At 70.7% G+C, this 17,737-nt stretch carries 13 protein-coding genes and 1 pseudogene; 5 read left to right on the top strand and 9 right to left on the bottom strand.

Going from position 1 to position 17,737, the window contains the following annotated elements; all coding sequences use genetic code 11:
• The first annotated feature begins 55 nt into the window (after nucleotides 1-55).
• The 5 genes from AB0D14_RS30900 (at nucleotide 56) to AB0D14_RS30880 (ending at nucleotide 4,879) form a co-directional block, all read left to right on the top strand.
• Nucleotides 56-976 carry a universal stress protein gene (locus AB0D14_RS30900; protein WP_362785746.1) on the top strand — a complete coding sequence of 307 codons (921 nt, stop codon included), beginning with the start codon at nucleotides 56-58 and terminating at the stop codon, nucleotides 974-976.
• Between the two features lie 207 nt (nucleotides 977-1,183).
• Complete coding sequence (locus AB0D14_RS30895; protein WP_362785743.1) at nucleotides 1,184-2,089, top strand: universal stress protein; 906 nt, start codon at nucleotides 1,184-1,186, stop codon at nucleotides 2,087-2,089.
• A 33-nt stretch (nucleotides 2,090-2,122) separates the two neighbouring features.
• Entirely contained in the window at nucleotides 2,123-3,145 is a 1,023-nt protein-coding gene (locus tag AB0D14_RS30890; protein ID WP_362785741.1) for a zinc-dependent alcohol dehydrogenase, read from the top strand.
• A 260-nt stretch (nucleotides 3,146-3,405) separates the two neighbouring features.
• Nucleotides 3,406-3,837: an NfeD family protein gene (locus AB0D14_RS30885; RefSeq protein WP_362785739.1), complete on the top strand. Its 432-nt coding sequence runs from the start codon at nucleotides 3,406-3,408 to the stop codon at nucleotides 3,835-3,837.
• A gap of 4 nt (nucleotides 3,838-3,841) precedes the next feature.
• Nucleotides 3,842-4,879: an SPFH domain-containing protein gene (locus AB0D14_RS30880; protein ID WP_362785736.1), complete on the top strand. Its 1,038-nt coding sequence runs from the start codon at nucleotides 3,842-3,844 to the stop codon at nucleotides 4,877-4,879.
• A 94-nt stretch (nucleotides 4,880-4,973) separates the two neighbouring features.
• Here AB0D14_RS30880 and AB0D14_RS30875 read toward each other — a convergent pair.
• From AB0D14_RS30875 to AB0D14_RS30835, 9 genes and pseudogenes are all read right to left on the bottom strand, one after another.
• Nucleotides 4,974-5,762 (bottom strand): annotated as a pseudogene (locus AB0D14_RS30875) (hypothetical protein); the annotation flags it as partial.
• Nucleotides 5,763-5,798: 36 nt separating this feature from the next.
• On the bottom strand, nucleotides 5,799-6,329 hold the full coding sequence (locus AB0D14_RS30870; RefSeq protein ID WP_362785733.1) for a TerD family protein: 531 nt from the start codon (nucleotides 6,327-6,329) through the stop codon (nucleotides 5,799-5,801).
• 562 nt (nucleotides 6,330-6,891) lie between these two features.
• Nucleotides 6,892-7,248 (bottom strand): PRC-barrel domain-containing protein, encoded by a 357-nt coding sequence (locus tag AB0D14_RS30865; RefSeq protein WP_362785730.1) that lies wholly within the window; start codon nucleotides 7,246-7,248, stop codon nucleotides 6,892-6,894.
• Nucleotides 7,249-7,295: 47 nt separating this feature from the next.
• Nucleotides 7,296-7,652, bottom strand: coding sequence for an ANTAR domain-containing protein (locus AB0D14_RS30860; RefSeq protein WP_362785727.1), 357 nt, complete (start codon nucleotides 7,650-7,652; stop codon nucleotides 7,296-7,298).
• 447 nt (nucleotides 7,653-8,099) lie between these two features.
• The gene (locus tag AB0D14_RS30855; protein ID WP_362785724.1) at nucleotides 8,100-9,197 is read right to left on the bottom strand and encodes a DUF5954 family protein; all 1,098 of its coding nucleotides are present in this window, start codon (nucleotides 9,195-9,197) and stop codon (nucleotides 8,100-8,102) included.
• A gap of 103 nt (nucleotides 9,198-9,300) precedes the next feature.
• Nucleotides 9,301-10,614, bottom strand: a complete 1,314-nt coding sequence (locus tag AB0D14_RS30850) for a TIGR02679 family protein (RefSeq protein WP_362785721.1) — start codon at nucleotides 10,612-10,614, stop codon at nucleotides 9,301-9,303.
• Nucleotides 10,605-14,774, bottom strand: coding sequence for a TIGR02680 family protein (locus AB0D14_RS30845; protein WP_362785718.1), 4,170 nt, complete (start codon nucleotides 14,772-14,774; stop codon nucleotides 10,605-10,607). Before AB0D14_RS30845 ends, AB0D14_RS30850 begins: the two co-directional genes overlap by 10 nt.
• Nucleotides 14,771-16,021, bottom strand: a complete 1,251-nt coding sequence (locus tag AB0D14_RS30840) for a TIGR02678 family protein (RefSeq protein WP_362785715.1) — start codon at nucleotides 16,019-16,021, stop codon at nucleotides 14,771-14,773. Before AB0D14_RS30840 ends, AB0D14_RS30845 begins: the two co-directional genes overlap by 4 nt.
• A complete protein-coding gene (locus tag AB0D14_RS30835) occupies nucleotides 16,018-17,640 on the bottom strand; it encodes a TIGR02677 family protein (RefSeq protein ID WP_362785712.1) in 1,623 nt (540 codons plus the stop codon). Before AB0D14_RS30835 ends, AB0D14_RS30840 begins: the two co-directional genes overlap by 4 nt.
• Nucleotides 17,641-17,737: the final 97 nt, after the last annotated feature.

Here is a 17,737-nt window from a genome sequence, read left to right as displayed (position 1 = left end):
CCCGAACGAGCCCGAACCTGAACGAGCCCGAACGAGCCCGAAGGAGGTTTCTCCCATGTCCCGCACCATCACCATCGGACTGGACGGTTCGTCGGCGAGCCTGGCCGCCGCCGACTGGGCCGCCCGCGAAGCACAGCTCCGTGACCTGCCTCTGCGGCTGGTGAACGCCTGGGAATGGCAGCCTCCCGCCTACGCGTCGGCGGCCGGGCTCAGTGCGCCGGTATCACCGAGCGACCTCCAGCGCGCGTGGGCGCAGCGCCTGCTGAGTGAGGTACGAACGCGCATCGCCGGTCGGCATCCCGGTCTGACGATCGACGCCGACGAGATCCCGGATCTGCCCGTCCCAGCGCTGTTGAAGGCCGGCGAAGACGCCGAGTTGCTGGTACTCGGATCCCGTGGCCTGAGCAGGGTGACCGGGTTCCTGGTCGGCTCCATCTCCCTCGCCGTACTGGCCGGCAGCGAGCGGCCCGTGGTCCTCGTGCGGTCTGCCGGGCACAGCGAGGAGGACCAGCTGCCGGAGCACCCGGCAAGCGAACTCCCGGTACCGATGGCCCATCGCGATGTCGTTCTCGGCCTTGACCTGCACAAGCCCAACGGCACTGTGATCAGGTTCGCCTTCGACGCGGCTTCCAGGGCCGCGGCACGGCTGCGGGTCGTCCACGGATGGACGCTGCCGCCCTACTACTACGGCGGTGCACTCATGCCCGAGCTGAACGACGGCATGGCCGCGCAGGTACGTCGCGAACTGTCCGACGTGCTGCGGCCGTGGCAGGAGAAGTACCCCGTCGTGGAGGTGATCCCGCAGGCCACGGTCGGTGGCGCGGGTGGTCACCTGGTCGACGCCTCCCGCGACGCGGCGCTGGTGGTCGTGGGCCGGCAGGCCCGTCGGGCAGCAGTCGGCACTCATATCGGACCGGTGGTCCAGGCGCTGCTGCACCACGCCGCGGCTCCGGTCGCGGTGATCCCGCACGACTGACTGGGACGACCGGGCCCGACTCCCCTGGTCCGCGACCGTACGTGGATGCGCTGAACGCGCCGACGCGGCAAACCCGCCGAAGGGCCCGCCCCACCGGTCCGCCGAACAGGACCGGTCGGCCGATGCCCGGGGACCAGCGGCCCCTGCCTCGACAAGCAGCTGAACGAGACGCTTGAAGCAGACCACAGAACACAGGAGGTGGGCTTCATGCCCGGCAAGATCATCGTAGGACTGGACGGCTCGCTCGAGAGCCGGGCCGCTGCCGAGTGGGCCGCCCGCGAGGCGACACTGCGCGATGTGGCGGTGAAGCTGGTTCACGTGTGGGAGCCGGTGCCGGAGCCGATAGCCCAAGCACCGCTGCTGGGCGCCGAAACGCACCAGCACTGGACCGAACGAGTGCCCCGCGAGGCTGCCGAGGGCCTGAGGCTGCGCCACCCGGACGTCGAGGTGACGACCGAACAGCGCACAGGTGCTCCGGCCGACGCCCTTGCCGACGCAGCCGCCGACGGGGAGCTGCTGGTGCTCGGCTCCCGCGCCCTGAGCGGCCTCGGGGGTTTCCTGGTCGGGTCCGTCGGCCAGTCCCTGGTCGCCCGTACCGAGGTGCCCGTGATCCTCGTACGGGCAGGCGAACAGGCCGCCGACGAGCACGTCAAGGACCATGCAGGCATTCCGTCCGCAGCCACCGCCTTCCGGCCTGTCGTCCTGGGCCTGGACACCGACAGCCCCGACGACGAGGTGATCGCCTTCGCCTTCGAGGAGGCGACGCGCCGCGACACAGGGCTGACAGTCGTTCATGGCTGGGACCTGCCGTTCTCCTACGTGTACGGCCTCGCCGCCGGTGTCGACCTCCGCGAGGACGCCGCCCGTGCGCAGGCCGCCGTACTGGCCGAGGCACTCCTGGTCTGGCGGGAGAAGTACCCGGACGTCGAGGTGTCCGAGGTGTCCCGGCTCGGCAGCCCCGCCAACCACCTCGTCGACGCCTCCCACGCCGCCTCACTCGTGGTCGTCGGCCGACGCGTGCGCCGCAGCCCGTTCGGCGTGCACATCGGATCCGTCACCCACGCGGTCCTGCACCACGCCACCGCACCCGTCGCCGTCGTCGCCCACGCCTGACACGGCCGACCGCACAGCACGAGGAGAAACACCATGAAGGCAGCAGTCGTACGGAAGTTCGGCGCCCCCCTGGTCATCGAGGAGCGGCCCGACCCCGAGCCCGGCCCCGGTCAGGTCCGCATCCGAGTCGAGGCGTCCGGGCTGTGCCACACCGACATCCACGCCGCGCACGGCGACTGGCCCGTGAAGCCGACCCCGCCGTTCGTCCCGGGCCACGAGGGCGTCGGTCTCGTAGAGAAGCTCGGAGACGGCGTCACCCACCTCTCCGTCGGACAGCGGGTGGCCGTGCCATGGCTGGGCAGCGCGTGCGGACGGTGCGAGCACTGCCTGTCCGGCTGGGAGACGCTGTGCGAGAGCCAGGTCAACACCGGCTACGGCTGCGACGGCGGGTACGCCGAGAAGATGCTCGCCCGGGCCGACTTCGCCCAGGTGGTGCCCGATGACGTGAGCGCCTTCGACGCAGCCCCGCTGACCTGCGCTGGCGTCACCACGTACAAGGCCCTCAAGGTCGCGAACGTCCGGCCCGCCCAGCTCGTCGCCATCTCCGGAGTCGGCGGACTCGGTCACATGGCCGTGCAGTACGCGAAGATCGCCGGAGCCACCGTCGCGGCCATCGACATCACCGACGACAAGCTGGCACTCGCCCGGGAACTCGGCGCCGACATCGTCATCGACGCTCGCACCCAGGACGTCGGCGCCGAGCTGAAGCGGCACGGGGGAGCACACGCGGCCCTCGCCCTCGCCGTGAACCCGGCCGCCTTCCAGACGGTCAACTCCGGCCTCAGGCGCGGCGGGAAGCTCGTCATGGTGGCCCTGCCCGCGCACGGCACCCTCCAGCTCCCCATTTTCGACACCGTGCTCAACGCCACCTCGGTGATCGGCTCCATCGTCGGTACCCGGCAGGACCTCGCCGAAGTGTTCCGGTTGCACGCTGCAGGCCGCACGAAGGTCATCTACGAGACCCGGCCGCTCGCGGCGGTCAACGTGTGCATCGACGAAATCCTGCGCGGTCAGGTAAAGGCTCGAATCGTCTTCGACCTCGGCACAGGCACGTGATGAGGGTACGACCAAGGCAGACCGGGGCGAGGGCCTGTCCATAGCCTGTGGGCAAGCCTCGGTGAACGCGGAGCGAACTTTGCCGTAAAGGGTAAAATTGACCTGAAGGTGAGAACTGGTTGTTCGGGGTGCGCAATGCCAGAGCGCCTTGGCCCGCTCGGCAGGGTTTCCTCTCCCAGGGGTATCGCGGCTGTCCCTCAGCGGGGTCCAATGGTGAGAGTCAAGCCCTTCGCACCCGCACCGGTCAGAAGAGGCACACAATGGATCCATGGCTGATCTGGTTGTTCATCGCAGCTGTGCTGGCTGTGGCGGAGATCGTCACTCTTACCGCTGCGCTTGGACTGCTGAGTGCGGCTGCGTTGGTCACGGCGGGGTCTGCTGCGGTTGGGCTGCCGCTGCCCTTCCAGTTCTTGGTGTTCACCGTCGTCGCGACAGTCACCGTGGTATTCGTGCGCCCCGTTGCGCTGCGGCATGTACTCGGGCCCCAGGTGGCGCGGTTCGGCATAGACGCGCTGGTCGGCCGGGCTGCCTATGTCGTGTCGGAGGTGACGGGCCGGGATGGCAGGGTCCGTATCGACGGCGAGGAATGGACGGCCCGCGCCTATGACGAGACGCTGGTGATTCCTGCTGGAACGACTGTCGACGTCATGGAGATCAGTGGCGCCACCGCGATCGTCTACCCCCGGGACTGAAACCATGGAAACCTCGGCGTTCTTGATTGCCGGCCTGATCGTCGCGCTGATCGCGGTTTTCACCGTGGTGCGGGCGGTCCGTATCGTCCCGCAAGCACGCGCTCGTAATGTCGAGCGGCTCGGCCGCTTCCAGCGGACATTGAATCCCGGTCTCAGTCTCGTCATTCCATACATTGACCGCGTTCATCCGGTGATCGACCTGCGGGAACAGGTTGTGTCCTTCAAACCGCAGCCGGTCATCACCGAGGACAACCTGGTTGTCGAGATCGATACCGTTCTGTATTTCCAGGTCACTGACCCGCGAGCGGCTTTCTACGAGATCGCGAATTTCCTTCAGGCGGTCGAGCAGCTCACCGTCACCACGCTGCGCAACGTCGTGGGATCCATGGACCTTGAAATGACCCTCACCTCACGGGACACCATCAACAGCCAGCTCCGTGGCGTGCTGGACGAGGCCACCGGTAAGTGGGGGCTGAGGGTCAACCGGGTGGAGATCAAGGCCATCGACCCTCCGCAGTCCATCAAGGACGCGATGCAGAAGCAGATGCGAGCCGAGCGGGACAAGCGGGCCGCGGTTCTCGGGGCCGAGGGGCAACGCCAATCGCAGATCCTCACCGCCGAAGGCGACAAGCAGGCAGCTGTCCTGCGCGCGGAGGGCAACCGTACCGCTGCCATCCTCCAGGCCGAGGGCCAGTCCCGGGCCATCGACGAGGTCTTCCAGGCCATACATCGCAACGATCCCGACCCCAAGCTGCTCGCCTACCAGTACCTCCAGACGCTGCCCCAACTCGCGCAGGGCCCGGGCAACAACTTCTGGGTGATCCCCAGCGAGATCACCTCCGCACTCCAGGACGTGTCCCGAGCCTTCACCGAGGTGCTGCCCCAGTCGCCGGCCACCCGCGAGCGGCCCTCGGACGACATGGCTGCCCAGGCCGCCAACGACACGGCTCAGGCCGCAGAAGCCGCTGCCGAGGCACTCGCCGACGCAGCCAAGGCCGACCGGATCACCCCCGATGTCTTCCCGTCACACCCAGCTCGCTGACGGCGCCCGGCCGGGCCGTGTGCCCGACAACTGGGCCCGGCGGGCTGTGGCACCACGAGTTTGACGGGCGGTGCCGGGGTGGGCGCGCATCATCTCAGCGATTCCCGGGACCAGGGGCCGGGTGCGCGGCGTGGCGGGCTGTGGGGTCGGCCATGAGGTGGCGGGGGTCGGCGGCGCGGGTGATGGCCGACTCGACGGCGGCGACACGGTCGGCGAGCAGGCCGAGGGCGGCGACAGCCTTGGCGAGCGCAGCGAGATGGGGGTCCCCCGGCCGAAGGCTGGGGGAGGGCCGCCGTCGGTGCAGCCGAGGGCCTGCATGCGAAGGTACGTGGCTTTCAACTCGGCCCAGCGTGCGGCCTGTTCGGTGCCCAGGTGCCGCGGAGCTCGGCCAGCTTGAGCAGATTCGCCTCGGCTCCGGTGGTGAGGGCCGCCGGGTCAGCAGGTCGACGTCGGCGCGGTCGCGGCCCGCGAGGGGAGCCAGGACCGCGTTCGCGGTCAGGGCGTTCTCGATGAAACTGACCGCGAAGGCGTCCTCCTTGCCGGTCAGGACATCACCGAGGTTCCAGATGTCGGCGCGGTTGGCGAGCATGTCCGGGACGTGGAAGCGGCTGCCGGACCCGGTGTAGGGGGTGCCGGCCATGCAGACCGCGAAGCGCTTGCCCCGCAGGTCGTAGGTGCGGGGCTCGCCGTCCCGTACGCCCTCGATGCGGCGCGGCGCGTCGCACAGCGGGATGAACTTCTGCAGCAGCTCGGGGGAGGTGTGCTGGATGTCGTCGAGGTGGAGAAGGGTGTTGTTGCCTGCCGCCAGCGCAAAGTTGATCTTCTCGATCTCCTGGCGGGCCGTGGCGTTCGGGGCCTCGGCCGGGTCGAGCGAGGTGACCGCGATCGGTCATACCTCTGGCTTTGCCGGCCGGTCAGGTTACGCCGTGCTGCCCATCTCCGCGGTGAAGACCTCGGGGTCGCTGTCGAATCCCCGGACCATCTTGTGAAACTCCCATGCGGTAGAGGCGTCCCGGGTGAATTCCGCGACCGTTGTGGCGGTGGATCCGGAGACCTGCGCGAAGTCGTCCTTGAGGAGTTCCTGGTAGCCCTCGGCGACGAGCACTCCGGCGTTCGACAGGTGACCGAAGGTTTTGGGGCCGCTGTTCTGGTGGATTGCCACTCCCACGACCACCCGTGCGAAGGAGGGGGCGAGGCGATCGAGCTCCAGGGTCATCACTTCGACGTAGCCGAAGCCCTGACCGGTCTGGCTGTGCCGGCTCATGTTGATGGTGCCGTCCGGTGAGCGGCTGTCGAAGTGGACGATGTACACCGGCCTCCCGTACGGGGCGTCCGCCGAGTAGGTCGCGGCGATGATGTCGAGATGGTGGGGTGGCTGGTCCCAGGGACTTGGGTCCCACTTGAGCCGTACCTCGGCCTTCCGCACGCCCTGGTTGCCGCTGCTGCTCACCGGATTGCTGCCTCTCGCGTATCAAGTCGTCACAGGATGATCCCCGCATGGTCAAGTATGGCTCTCGGGCATCCTGTTGAAGCCTGGGTCGGCGGCTCGCGTATGGGTTCGTCGTGTGCACATGCCTTGGCCGGCGCACGGAGTTGAAGCGTATGGCGACCTGCGGGGCGGCACACGACTTGGATCGCCTGCAGTGCCTCGCCTCGTCGGCGGCCCATGACCGGGGCTGCAACTGGCGCCGTGTCGCTCAGCACCGCTGGGCGTGAGCAGCTGGCTGCTTGGCCGCGTATGCGAGAGTGCGAGTTCGTCCAACGCCACCCGTGCCATGAGAAACCCCCAGGTCAGGTCCTGGGGCTTCGGTCATGGAAGGCGACTCCTCGACGGTGTTGTTGCCCTTGGTGGTGACCGTCAGAGTTCGGCCGTCCGGGGCGAACTCGACCTCACCCGGCGAGGTGCCGAAGCGCGGACTATCCTCGTTGTCCAGGCCCAGGGAACGGTGGGACCCCTTCAGCGGCTTGAGCCCCTTGCTGGTGATCTTGGCAGCTATCCTGTCTGAAGGCGGTCAGCGGCGTGCCAGTTGCCGTTCTCCGGCCGTGCCGGACTGGTAGGCCAGCCCGTAGTGCTTGAAGATCGCTTCCTCCTGATCGGCGGGCAGGATGTCGTCCATGCCGATCGAAGGGGCCCGCGTCACCAATGCTTTGGCGTAGCTGACCTTGAGGTAGTCCGGTCCGGTGATCGCGTCGTCGAGGGGTACGAAGACCAGACGGTGCCGGGTGGGCAGTCCGGTCCGTACCGTGGCCATGGCCGGCTCATCGGTGGTGGTGTCCACATAGACCGCTTCAAGGACACCGATCTTGTGTGACTCGGCGTCGATGACATCGCGGTCGCGCCATTCCCGGACGTCGGCTGTGTGAATCATGACTTCTCCTTACCTGGAGGAGACCTGTCCGGCCGCCGCGTGTTGCACTACTGGCTCTGTGCGTGAAAGTTGCGCAGCGTACGTCGTAGCGCCCGCTGCATCCGGTCCGGGAGCGGCTTGCCCTCCCAGGCGGTAACCATGGCCGCGGCCACCTCGGGAAGCTTGGTGTCGCTCTGCCGTGAGACTTTCACGAGCAGACCTCTGGCCGCCCCGCGAGTGCAGGGGGTCAGGACCATGACCATGCCGCGGGCCTGGTCGATGACCGCGCGGCCGGCCAGTGCCCGCCGCAGCTGATCGTTCTGGGCGCGCAGAGTCTCGATGTCCTCTCCCGTCGCCGGGTTCCCCCACGTGGCCTCCGCCCGCAGCTTCCACCAGTCCTCCTGGAGCACGGTTGTGCGTTGCATGGCGTACCTCTCACCTTGCTGAATGGATCCGGCCTGGCGGTAGCGTTCGCGCAACCCTCCTGGTTGTCGAACCACTTCACGGTCACCCTGCGGCGTTCACGGTTCCGAGGGTTCTCCCGTTCCCAACACGCCCGGTTCTGGCAGCCAGGGACCAGAACGGATGAAGGAAACCGAGGCCGAACAGGGGAACGATCAGGATCAGAACGAACTCAGTGAGCCTCACCGGGAGCTGGACACAGCATCAATACCGGGGGCTGGGGTTTCACTCAACAGCGTAGTCCCGAATGAAGGTTGTGGATACCGTTCCAGGTCAGCGCACCCAGCGAGGCATCGATGGCTGCTTGATGGCAAGGCAACTGCTCCATGCTGGCCGGGTGATGCCGTGATGCCGAGATGGCAGCATGTCGCGATCCGCGCCGTTGTTGTTGCCGCGCACGGACGGTCGGCTCAGCGCGGCCGTTCACCGGCCGGCCCGTCGCCGCCGCCCGTGCTCATGCTGTCGGGCTCGGGCTCGGGCTGGATGACGCCGTGTTCGTCCAGGAGCGGGCGGATCCGGATCGGCTCGGTGGTGTCCGGATCGGAGGGGCGGGGTGGCTCAGGGCCGTCGGGGCCGGTGCGCAGCATGCGTTCGACGCGGCAGATGCGGTAGGTGTCGCCCTGGACCGTCACCTCGTTCACGTGCGGTGTGGATTCCAGGTGTTCGGCGGCGCGTGCGTAGGCGTCGCGGGCCGCGCTGTCCAGGTCGTACATGTCGGCCCAGATCCCGGACAGGCCGCTGTGGAGGACGCGGCGAGCGTCGTGCGGGGTCGGCTGGAGGCGGCTGGTCGGGGTCCAGCCGGTCCCGGTGCGCTTGATGACGCCGAATCCGACCGGGAGCAGGACGAGTTCAGGGTGGTCGCGGACCGCCTGCCGGGATTCGGCACGCATGGCGGGCGGGACGTGCTTGCCCTCGTAGGTGAAGCCCCGGAGGGCTTGGCGGTTGCCTTCGGCCATGATGCCGGGAGACGCCGCGGGATCGCCCATCAGGGCATCGAGGGGGTGGCCGATGTCGGGCAGGGGCCGGGCGCGGCCGGGTTGGTGGCGCCAGGAGCGGTCGGCGGGTTCGGGGTCGGTGGGGCGGGGCGGCTCCGGGCCCTCGGTCAGGCCGCAGCGTGCGTACTCGTCACCGCGTACGACGCGGTAGCGGGTGCCGAGGACGGTGAGTTCGTCGATCCGCTCGCTCTCCAGGAGGTGCACGGCCGCGAGGAGTTCGCGGCGCTCGGCGATGGTGCCGGCCTCGTCCTTCGCCTGGAACCACAACAGCGAGTTGAGGGCGTCCCGGGCCTCTTGCGGGGTGCCGTCGGTGGCCTCGGACACCAGCCGCCAGCGGGCATCGGGTTCCGGGCCGAGCGCGGCCACACCGAACACCGGGCCGCGCGGCCACACATAGGGGTAACGGGTTGAGGCGTCGAGTGCGTCAACCTCGCGGACCAGGGCCACCGGGTCGTCCCGGCGCAGGAGTTCGGCCGCGGCCCGGTCCAGTTGTCGCTTCCAGTCATCACTCACGTACGCATTGTTACCGCGGATGGCGTCCGGTGTCAGAGGGTTCACGAACATCACCCCCCACTCCCCGCGCCCGCACGCTCCTCTGCGGCGCGGGCCCGGTACGCTACCCGGCCGAGTGGCTGACTTCCCCGTCAGGGGCTCGGGGCGCGAGGTCGGCCAGCAGGTCGGCCAGGACTGTCTCCTCCTCTACGCGCACGCCGAGTTCGGTCAGGGCGGGTGCCAGGTCCGGGTCCCATGGTGCTGTGGTGGGGGTGCCGTCGAGGGGTGCGGTCGCGGGCGTGTTGGCGGCCGCGGTGCGGTAGTCGACGGTGGTGTAGCGCCAGGGCTGCCAGGGGACGCGGTCGAGGAGCGTGGTGGCGATGCGCAGGCCGCCCCAGTCGAAGTCGCCGTGGTAGTGGAGGGAGGATCCGTTGTCGTGGAGCCGGCCGAGCAGGGTGAGGGCGGCGGCGGAGGGCTGGCCCTGGAGGCAGACCAGGGGCGGGCAGGCGCTGCCGTACGTGTCGGCGGCGGTGGCCAGGACGGCCGGGTTCTCGCAGATGTACACGGCGGCGGGCGCTGTCCGTGGTGGCCGCAGGGTGAGTTGGCGCAGGGTCACCACGGCGGGCTCTCCCTCCTCGGCCAGGTGGTCGAGGGCGGGAGTGCCGCGCAGGTTCAGGGTGAGGACGGTGGAGGAGAGGGCGTCCTTGAGGACGCCGGCCGAGGCCCAGGCCGCACGTCTCCACTCGGCACCGGTGCCGTCGGGGCAGCCGGTCAGGGCACGGATGCCGGACAGGACGAGGGTTGCGTGCGGGGTGCCGTCGTCGAGGGCGTGGGCGCGGCCCAGTGTCCTGGTCGCGAAGACGGGCAGGGGCGTCGGGGGGTGCGCGGGGAGTGCGCGGAGGGCCTGCGCCGTTTCGGCGAGCAGGGTGCGGGCGGCGTCCGGGGTGCGCGCGAGGCGGCGTACCAGACCGTCCTTGCGCAACTGTGCCGCCCAGCGGGCCAGCTCGGGCTGCTGTCGGCTCAGGGTGTCGAGTGGCGCGTAGGCGGCGTCCCAGGCACGGGTCTCCTGCCGTCGTGTCTCGCTGAGCGGGGTGACCGTGCCGGTGAGCTCGGTTACGGCGGTGGCCAGGCCCGCGGGGCTGATCGCGGAGCGCCGCAGCACGGTGTCCACCGCTTCCAGACGCACGGTCAGCGAGTGTCCGGAGCGTGGGGGGCGGCCCAGGAGGCGTTCGGCCGCGGCCCGTTGCGCGTCGGTGGGAGCGGACAGGGAGACGGGGCCGGTGAGGGGCTTCTCGCGTTCCATACGGAGGCGGATCCGCTCGACGAGCCAGCCGAGTTCGGGGTCGCCGAGCAGGCGCCGAAGCCGGTCGTGGTCGATGCCGTGGTCGATGTCGTGGTCGATGGGGCCGTCGTGCTCCGGCACGGGGGTCACTGCCACAGCGCGTCCCGCCCGAAGTCGAGGTTGGTGCCGGTGCCGGATACCGGGGTGCCGGAGGGAACGGCGTCCGGGCCGGTCGGCGCGAGGCTCTCCGGATCGGCGGCCCGGCTCCGCCGGGTGCCGTCCCACTCCCAGCGGGTGACCAGGACCGCGGGGATCTCGTCGACGCGGGAGAGCTGGGCGATGGCGATGCCGGGGACCTGCGGATAGCAGGCCCATTCGCGTTCGCTGGTCATCACGACGTCCAGGTCGAAGGCGTGCAGCAGACCCAGGCACTTGGCTCGGGAGTCGTCGTCCACACCGGCGAACGCCTCGTCCAGGGTGATCAGTCGTGGCGCGTGCTCGGCGGACGCGCTCGCGTAGTGCGAGGAGGCCGCGGCGAACAGCGGGACCGACATGGCAAGGACGCGCTCGCCGCCGGAGGCCGGTCCGGTGGCCGGTACCCATGTGCCGTGCTGATGACGTTCGACGCCGAACTCGTGCCAGGCGCGGTAGTCCAGAGCGGCCGTGAGCAGTTCCAGCCAGCTGCCGGTGTCGTCCTCGCTCTGGCGGCGGGCGATCTGTTCCTGGAGGAATTCGCCGACCGCCGCGCGGTCCTCGGGGGTCCAGGCGTCGGCGGACTGGCGCAACCGCTCCCGTGCCGGGGCCAGCCCCGCCGGAGCCTTGCGCGAGGCCCGCCACACCAGGCGCAGTCTCATACCGGTGGAGGTGGGGCGTTCCTTCAGTTCGGCGTTCATGTCCCGTACCTGGCGCTCGGCCGTCGCGATCAGTTCCTGCAGGGTGCCGGCGACTTCGGTCAGCAGGTGGGTTTCCAGGATCTCGCGTTCGTGCGCGGACAGGATGCGGGCCAGTTCCTCGACCTCGGTGGCGAGCGCCTGGGCGAGTTCCGGGACGGCCCGCTCGCGGCCCTGGTAGACGATGTCGACGACCATGCAGTCCTCGGCGGGGCGCAGGGAGGCGGTGTGTCCGTGCCGGGAGAGCGAGTCCTGTAGTTTCTTGTGCTCCTCGCTCAGCTGTTTCTGTACGCGTTCCCAGGCGCTGTCGGAGTCGTCGGTGGAGGCCAGTTCGGCCTCGGCGCCGCGAGCCAGGACGATCGCCGGGGTCGCCGACCACGGCCCGTCGTCCAGCGGGGGCACGTCTGCCTCGGGCAGGGCGACGGCCAGCAGGCCGGTCGACGCGAAGCGCTGCAGGGCGGCGATGGCGTCGGTGCGGGCCGTGGACCTCTCGGCGACGTCCTTCTCCAGCTGGTTGATGGTGCCCTTGGCCTCGTAGGCACGCTCGTTCGCCCGGTTGTGGTCCTCGGTCGCCGCTTGCGTCCGGCGCTCGCGATCGGCCAGGTCACGGGCGGTCTCGGTCAGCCGCCGCTCCAGTTCGGCGACGGCGGTGCCGACGGTGGAGCGCAGGGTGGTGTGCCGTTCGGCCGCGGCGGCAGCCAGATGCGCCGCCTTTTCGGTGCGCAGCGCCAGTTCGGCCACCCGGGCGTCGGCTTCTTCGGCCTCGCCGCGCAGTTCGCCGGCCGAGCGGGTAGCGTCCGCCCGCTCGCGCAGGGCGGGCCACAGGTCCGCGAGGACGAGGTCGTACGCGTGCAGGGCATCACGCACGCCGGCGAGCCCCGGCCGGTCGGCGGGCAGGTTAACGGCGGCCGCCGTGTCGGTGAGTTCGGTTTCGGTCTCGGCCTGCGTGCGGGCCGCCTCGGTGAGTTCGGTGGCGCGCTCGTCCACACGCTGCCGGGCCCGATGAGCCGTGTCCGCGGCGGCGGCCGTCCGCTCGTGCGCCTGGCGCAACACGACATCGTCGGGAACGCCGGCCAGGTCGCCGTCCAGGGCGGCGCGGCGCCGCGTCACCGTCTCGCGCTCCCCCCGCAGCGCCGTCGACTCGCCCTGGAGAGAGCCGAGTTCGTCGCGCAGTGCGGTGATGCGGGCCCGGCGGGCCTCCTCGCGGGCGCCCTCGCCGACGTACGCGGCACTCTGCTTGGACCAGCTGCCGGTCAGTGCGCCGACCCGGAAGCGACCCTCCGTATCCATCCAGGTGTCGCCGTTCACGCCGAGCCCGATGGTCCCGAGCAGCCGGCGCACCGTCTCCTCGCCCACGGCCGCCGCCCGCGCGTCGCCGTGGTCGACGGCGGGGCGCAGGGCGTCGGCGAGGGTGGCCCCCGGCAGCGGGGTCTGCGACGAGAGCAGTACGTCGTGCCCGTACTCGTCGGCGTGCGTCGCTGTGCCGTCCGGGCGCACCCACGCGTCCAGGAGACCCGATGCCTCCAACGCCGCCTCCAGACCGGCTCGTTGCGCGTCGGTGAGGTGCTCGTGGAAGTCGACGAGGCGCCAGAGCGGTGCCCCGATGGAATGTTCGCGTACGCCCGGGGTCCGGGTGTACGGCGCGGCGGGACCTCGCTGACCGCCCGCCTCCAGTTCGGACAGCTCCCGCTCGGTCTCGGTGCGCCGCGCCTCAAGTCCGGTCAGGCGCTGCCCGAGAGCGGCCCACTGGTCGGCCAGGCGTGCGTCCTGTGCGCGATGTGCCCCGGCCGCGTACGCACGGGCCGGGTAGGGGCCGTCGAGATGGGTCACCCAGTCCTGCAGACCGTCCAGCAGGCCCGCGGGGTCGGGCAGCGCCAACTCGGTGCAGTGGTCGAGATGTTCACGTACGGAGTCCAGCAGAGCCCGACCGGCGGCGGCCGCCGCCTCACCCGCCTGCGCCTGGCGTTGTGCGGCGCCGGCGGCCTCGGCTTCGGCCTCGTCCAGGCCTCGCTGGGCCACACGCCGTTCGGCCGCCGCCGCCTCGGCCCGCGTGGCCAGCTGCTCCAGGTGATCGACGGCGCGCCGCCCGCGCTCCACCGACTGGGCCGCCGTGCGCCGCAGTGCGGCCTCCGGGCCGCCCTCGATGTCCGCCACCCCGTCGAGCCGGGCGGCCGAGGCCGCCTCCCGTTCCCGTACGAGGATGTCCGCGAGCTGCTTCTCGGCGCTCGCCAGACGGTTCTGGGCCGAGTGGAGTCTTCCCAGGGTCTTGGTGTGCGCGTGCGCGGCCCGCTCCCGGTCCTGCCCGGCGAGGGTGAGGTCGCCCGCCGTGCGCCCGGCGTCCTTCGCGGCCTGTTCGAGCTCCCGCGCGCTGCGCATCTCGGGCCCTTCGCGCAGTGCCGCGTCCTGCGCCTTGAGCCGGGTCGCCGCCTCCTTGAGCTCCGCGACCCGTGAGGCCGCCGCCTCACGGTCGGCCTCGGCCTGCTCGCGCTGCGCCTGGGCCTGTGCGAGGTCGCGGTGCGACTGCTCGTAGCGGGCGTGCTCCCGGCGCGGCAGCCGGGCCCGGCGGCGGGTGGCGATGCGGGCGTAGCGCCGGTAGTGGTCCAGGAAGGCGGATGCGGCCCGTTCCGCCTCGGTGGCCGCCCGCAGCTCGTCCTGTTCCTCGTCCAGAGACCGGAACGCCTCGGCCACGTCGGCGATCACCGCCTGGTCCATCGGGGGCAGTGCCTCGGTCAGGGCCCGCGACAGGGCGGCCTCGCTGGGACGCTTGGACAGCTGGGGCTGGCGCAGCTGGATCAGCAGGTCGACCAGAGCCGCGTACCGCCGCTCGCCGAGCTCGAACAGTGCCTCGTCGACCGCCCTGCGGTAGACCTTCGCCTGGTCGTACACCATGCCGCGGCCGGCGACCGCCTCCGCGAGCCGGTCCCGGGACAGCGCGGTGCCGGTCGCGTCCAGGAGGCTCAGTTCCGGTCCGACGCGCTGGTCGGTGACGGCGTACCAGTGGCGGGCGATGCCGCGCCCGGCGACCGCCTTCAGGCCGCAGACGAGGGTACGGAAGTGAGCCTGTCCGCTCTCCTCGTCGAGACGGCCGAACTCGATCCACGTGTAGCCGAGCCGCTCGGGGTGCGGGTGCTCCCCTCCGAGAAGGAGATTCCACTCCATTCGCTTGCCCGGGTCCGCGTCGGGCTCGACCCGGCGGGCGGACAGGTCGCCGTCGAGCAGGAACGGCAGGGTCAGGGCCAGGACCTTGGACTTTCCGGTGCCGTTGTTGCCTCGCAGCAGGAGTCTGCCGTCCCGGAACCAGAACTCCTCCACGTCGTAGTAGAAGAGGTCGACCAGACCGATGCGCAGCGGGCGCCACCGCCCGGGGGCGGGGACGGGCAGACCGGCGGACAGGGTTGCGGTGGTGGGGGCGGCCTGGCTGGTCAACGCGTACGCGCCTTTCGCTGAGCGGGCAGTGGCGCCTTCGCGCCCGTGCGGGCACCCGGTTCGAGTACGACCGTCTCACCGACCGCGTACCGGGCAAGACCCGGGCGAGCCTCCACCTGGTCGGTGGTGCGGGTGAGGAGGCCGAGCGCGGTCAGCTTGGCCAGCGCCTGCTCCACGAGCTGCGGTTCCGCGCCCGGCTGCTTGGCGGTCTTCGACCAGTACCCGGCATGTTCGGCGGCCAGTTCGCGTACGCGCCGCTCCAGGTCCGAGGCCGTGACCGGACCGGCCGCAGTCGCGATGTGCTCGGCGAGCAGCAGGGTGATGTGCCCGTGGGTGCCCTGCTCCGGCATCCGGACGTCGGTCAGGTCGTCCTGCGGGTCGACCATGGCGATGCCCTCGGCGCGCACCTCGGCGACCAGGCCGGTCAGCTGGGTGATCTGCGCGGTGATGAAGCCGCGCTGCCGGGTCAGATAGACCAGTTCGGCATCGCTCAACTCCTCGTAGTAGAGCACCGGATCGTCGAGCAGGCGCCGGTACAGCATCCAGCGGATGGCCCTGAACCGCAGGTCGTCACTGTCCAGGGCGGACTCGGCTACCAGTTCGGCCAGCCGGCTCTCGAAGTCCTGCGCGGTGACCGTGGAGGGGCCCTTGCGGGTGGCGAGCAGCCCCGCCAGGACGCGGCGCTCCACGTCGTACAGGACGTCGCCGCTCCCGCTCACGTACGCCTCCTCGTCCCCGGCCACCCGCCGCAGCACCCCGAGGCGCAGCAGCAGCCGCACCACCGCCGCGAGATCGAGGCGCTCGTCGCGCCGCTCCAGGGTGAACCGCACCGCCGCCGCGACCAGTTGCGGATCGGCCGCGTCCAGGACCACCTGTTCGGCGAGGCGGCCGAGCGCGATCTGCGACTCGCCGCGCTCCAGGGCCGCCAGCGCCAGGCACAGCAGGACATAGCGGCGGCGGGTGAAGGGGGCACGGGCGCCGGTGACCTCCCGCGCCGGATGCGTGGCGTCAGCGAGGGTGCCCGGGGTCTTGCGCAGCCGGGCCGCCTCCGCGTCCACCCGCAGGGACCAGCCGGTGTTGCGGTCGAACCAGTCACGCAGTTCGGTGGCGTGCTGGCGTACGAGGCGGAACTCGTCGGCGTACGACCCGTGCGCGAGCAGCAGTGGTTCCTTGAGCAGGGCTCGCGCGGCCTTTTGCAGGTCCGCGGCGCGGCGGCCGTCGAGCACCTCGGCCAGGGGTGTCGTCATCGGTCCTCCTGCGGTGGGGCGTCGGCCTTCGGTATGTCGGCCTCAGGTACAGGGGCTTCGCGGGTGAGGTCGGTGATCTCGATGAGGTGGTCGGGGCCGTGGAACACGCCCCCGGGAGTGTGGACTTCGGCCGTGGTGCCGTCTGCGAGCGCGGTGAGCCTGATCTCCATCGAGCCGTCGTTGCTGGTCGCCGTGGTCGAGGTGGTGCCGGGCCGCCAGGTGGCCAAGGCGTCCCCGAGGAGCTGCAGGAACAGCCGGAAGGCGAGCGGGTCGAGTTCACCCAGGCCGGACAGGCGTGTGACCCCGGGTGTCTCCAGGCGGGCGCGGGCCGCGGTGATCTCCGTGGTCTGCTTGGCGGCGATCTCTTCGAGCAGCCGGCGTTCCTCGGAACGGCCTTGGACCTTGCGCGGTTTGCCGCGCCGCTCGTAGCTCCCGGTGCGGCGCAGTTGCGGACTGATGCGCAGCGGCTCGGCCTCGGCCCATGGTGTGGACGCCGGCACCGGACGGGTGGTCCGCTCGGCGAGGGTGTCGGCGTCGACGGTGAGATGGCGGGCTGGATGCAGACCGAACGCGGTACGCCACAGCCGGTGCCGCGCGGCGTCGTCCGGCGCCTCGGCGAACCAGCGGGCCAGCGTACGGAAGTCCGCCGACCGGTCGGAGCGCCCGGCCCGGCGCTCGTTCAACTGGCGTACGACTGCGAGCAGTTGGGGAATCGCTCCCAGTGCCCGACCGCGCAGCAGACGGGCCTGCGACTCGCGTTCGTCCCCGGACACGAACCAGGCCGCGAGCCCCGACCAGCGCGCCAGCCACCGCGCGTACGCCCGCGCCTCGGCGCTCTCGGCCACGTCCGGAGCCGCGTCGGCCGCCTCCCGGACCGCGGCCAGCCGCAGCAACCCATGGACCTGGCCCTGCCCCTCCAGCTCCCGGATCAACAGAGCGATCCGGCCGCTCAGCGTGATCAGATCCTGGATGAACCGCTCCAGATACCGGATCAGCTGGTCCTTGTACGCGAGGAACGCCTCGACCTCGACGCCGTGCAGGTCGATGGTGCGCTGCAGCGACCCCATGAAAGCCCGCGCGTTCTCGGCGAGTGCCTCGAACCGGCTCGTCAGGGAGGACAGCGCCAGATGGGCCTTGGCCGCGTCGGGTTCCTCCTCGGCCGCGATCACCAGCAGGGCGCGCAGCTGGGTGACGATGTCGTGCAGCGCCACCGCCTGCAGCGCGCCGCGCCGCCCCAGCGCCTCGTCGTACCCGGCCAGCGCTTCCTCGGCGGCCTCACCCGCCCGCGTGAGCTGGTAGATGAACCGCTTGCGGTAGAAGTCCTCGACCGCTGTGACCCGTGCGGTGTCCGGATCAGCCCGTAGGTTTCCCCACTCGACGAGGGAGTCCAGGGCCTTGACGACGGAGTCCGCCTCCGCCGGTCGGCGCTGCGGGGGCAGCGCCGCGTACACGTCTTCGGGACGCAGGTGCACAGCGAACCGTTCCTTGGCCGCCAGGAACGCACCCATGACGAGCCGGTACAGATCGGCGTTGGGCACCGTCAGGTGCGCGAACGGCGTGTAGTCGGGGCGGTCGGCGCGTGCCTCGCGGGAAGGATCGCGGGAAGGGTCAGTCGTCATCGCCCCGCCATTGTCCCTGACCCGTTCATCCCTCGGGGACCTGTGGCTGAAGCCTCACGCAGCGCAGCCGCCCTCGCCTTCGCCCTCATGACCGTGA

Origin of the sequence: Streptomyces sp. NPDC048484 (assembly GCF_040651415.1) — a bacterium.
Classification (GTDB): Bacteria; Actinomycetota; Actinomycetes; order Streptomycetales; family Streptomycetaceae; genus Streptomyces.
The sequence above is the reverse complement of the archived record's forward strand: the minus strand, read 5'-3'. Positions and strand labels throughout refer to the sequence as shown.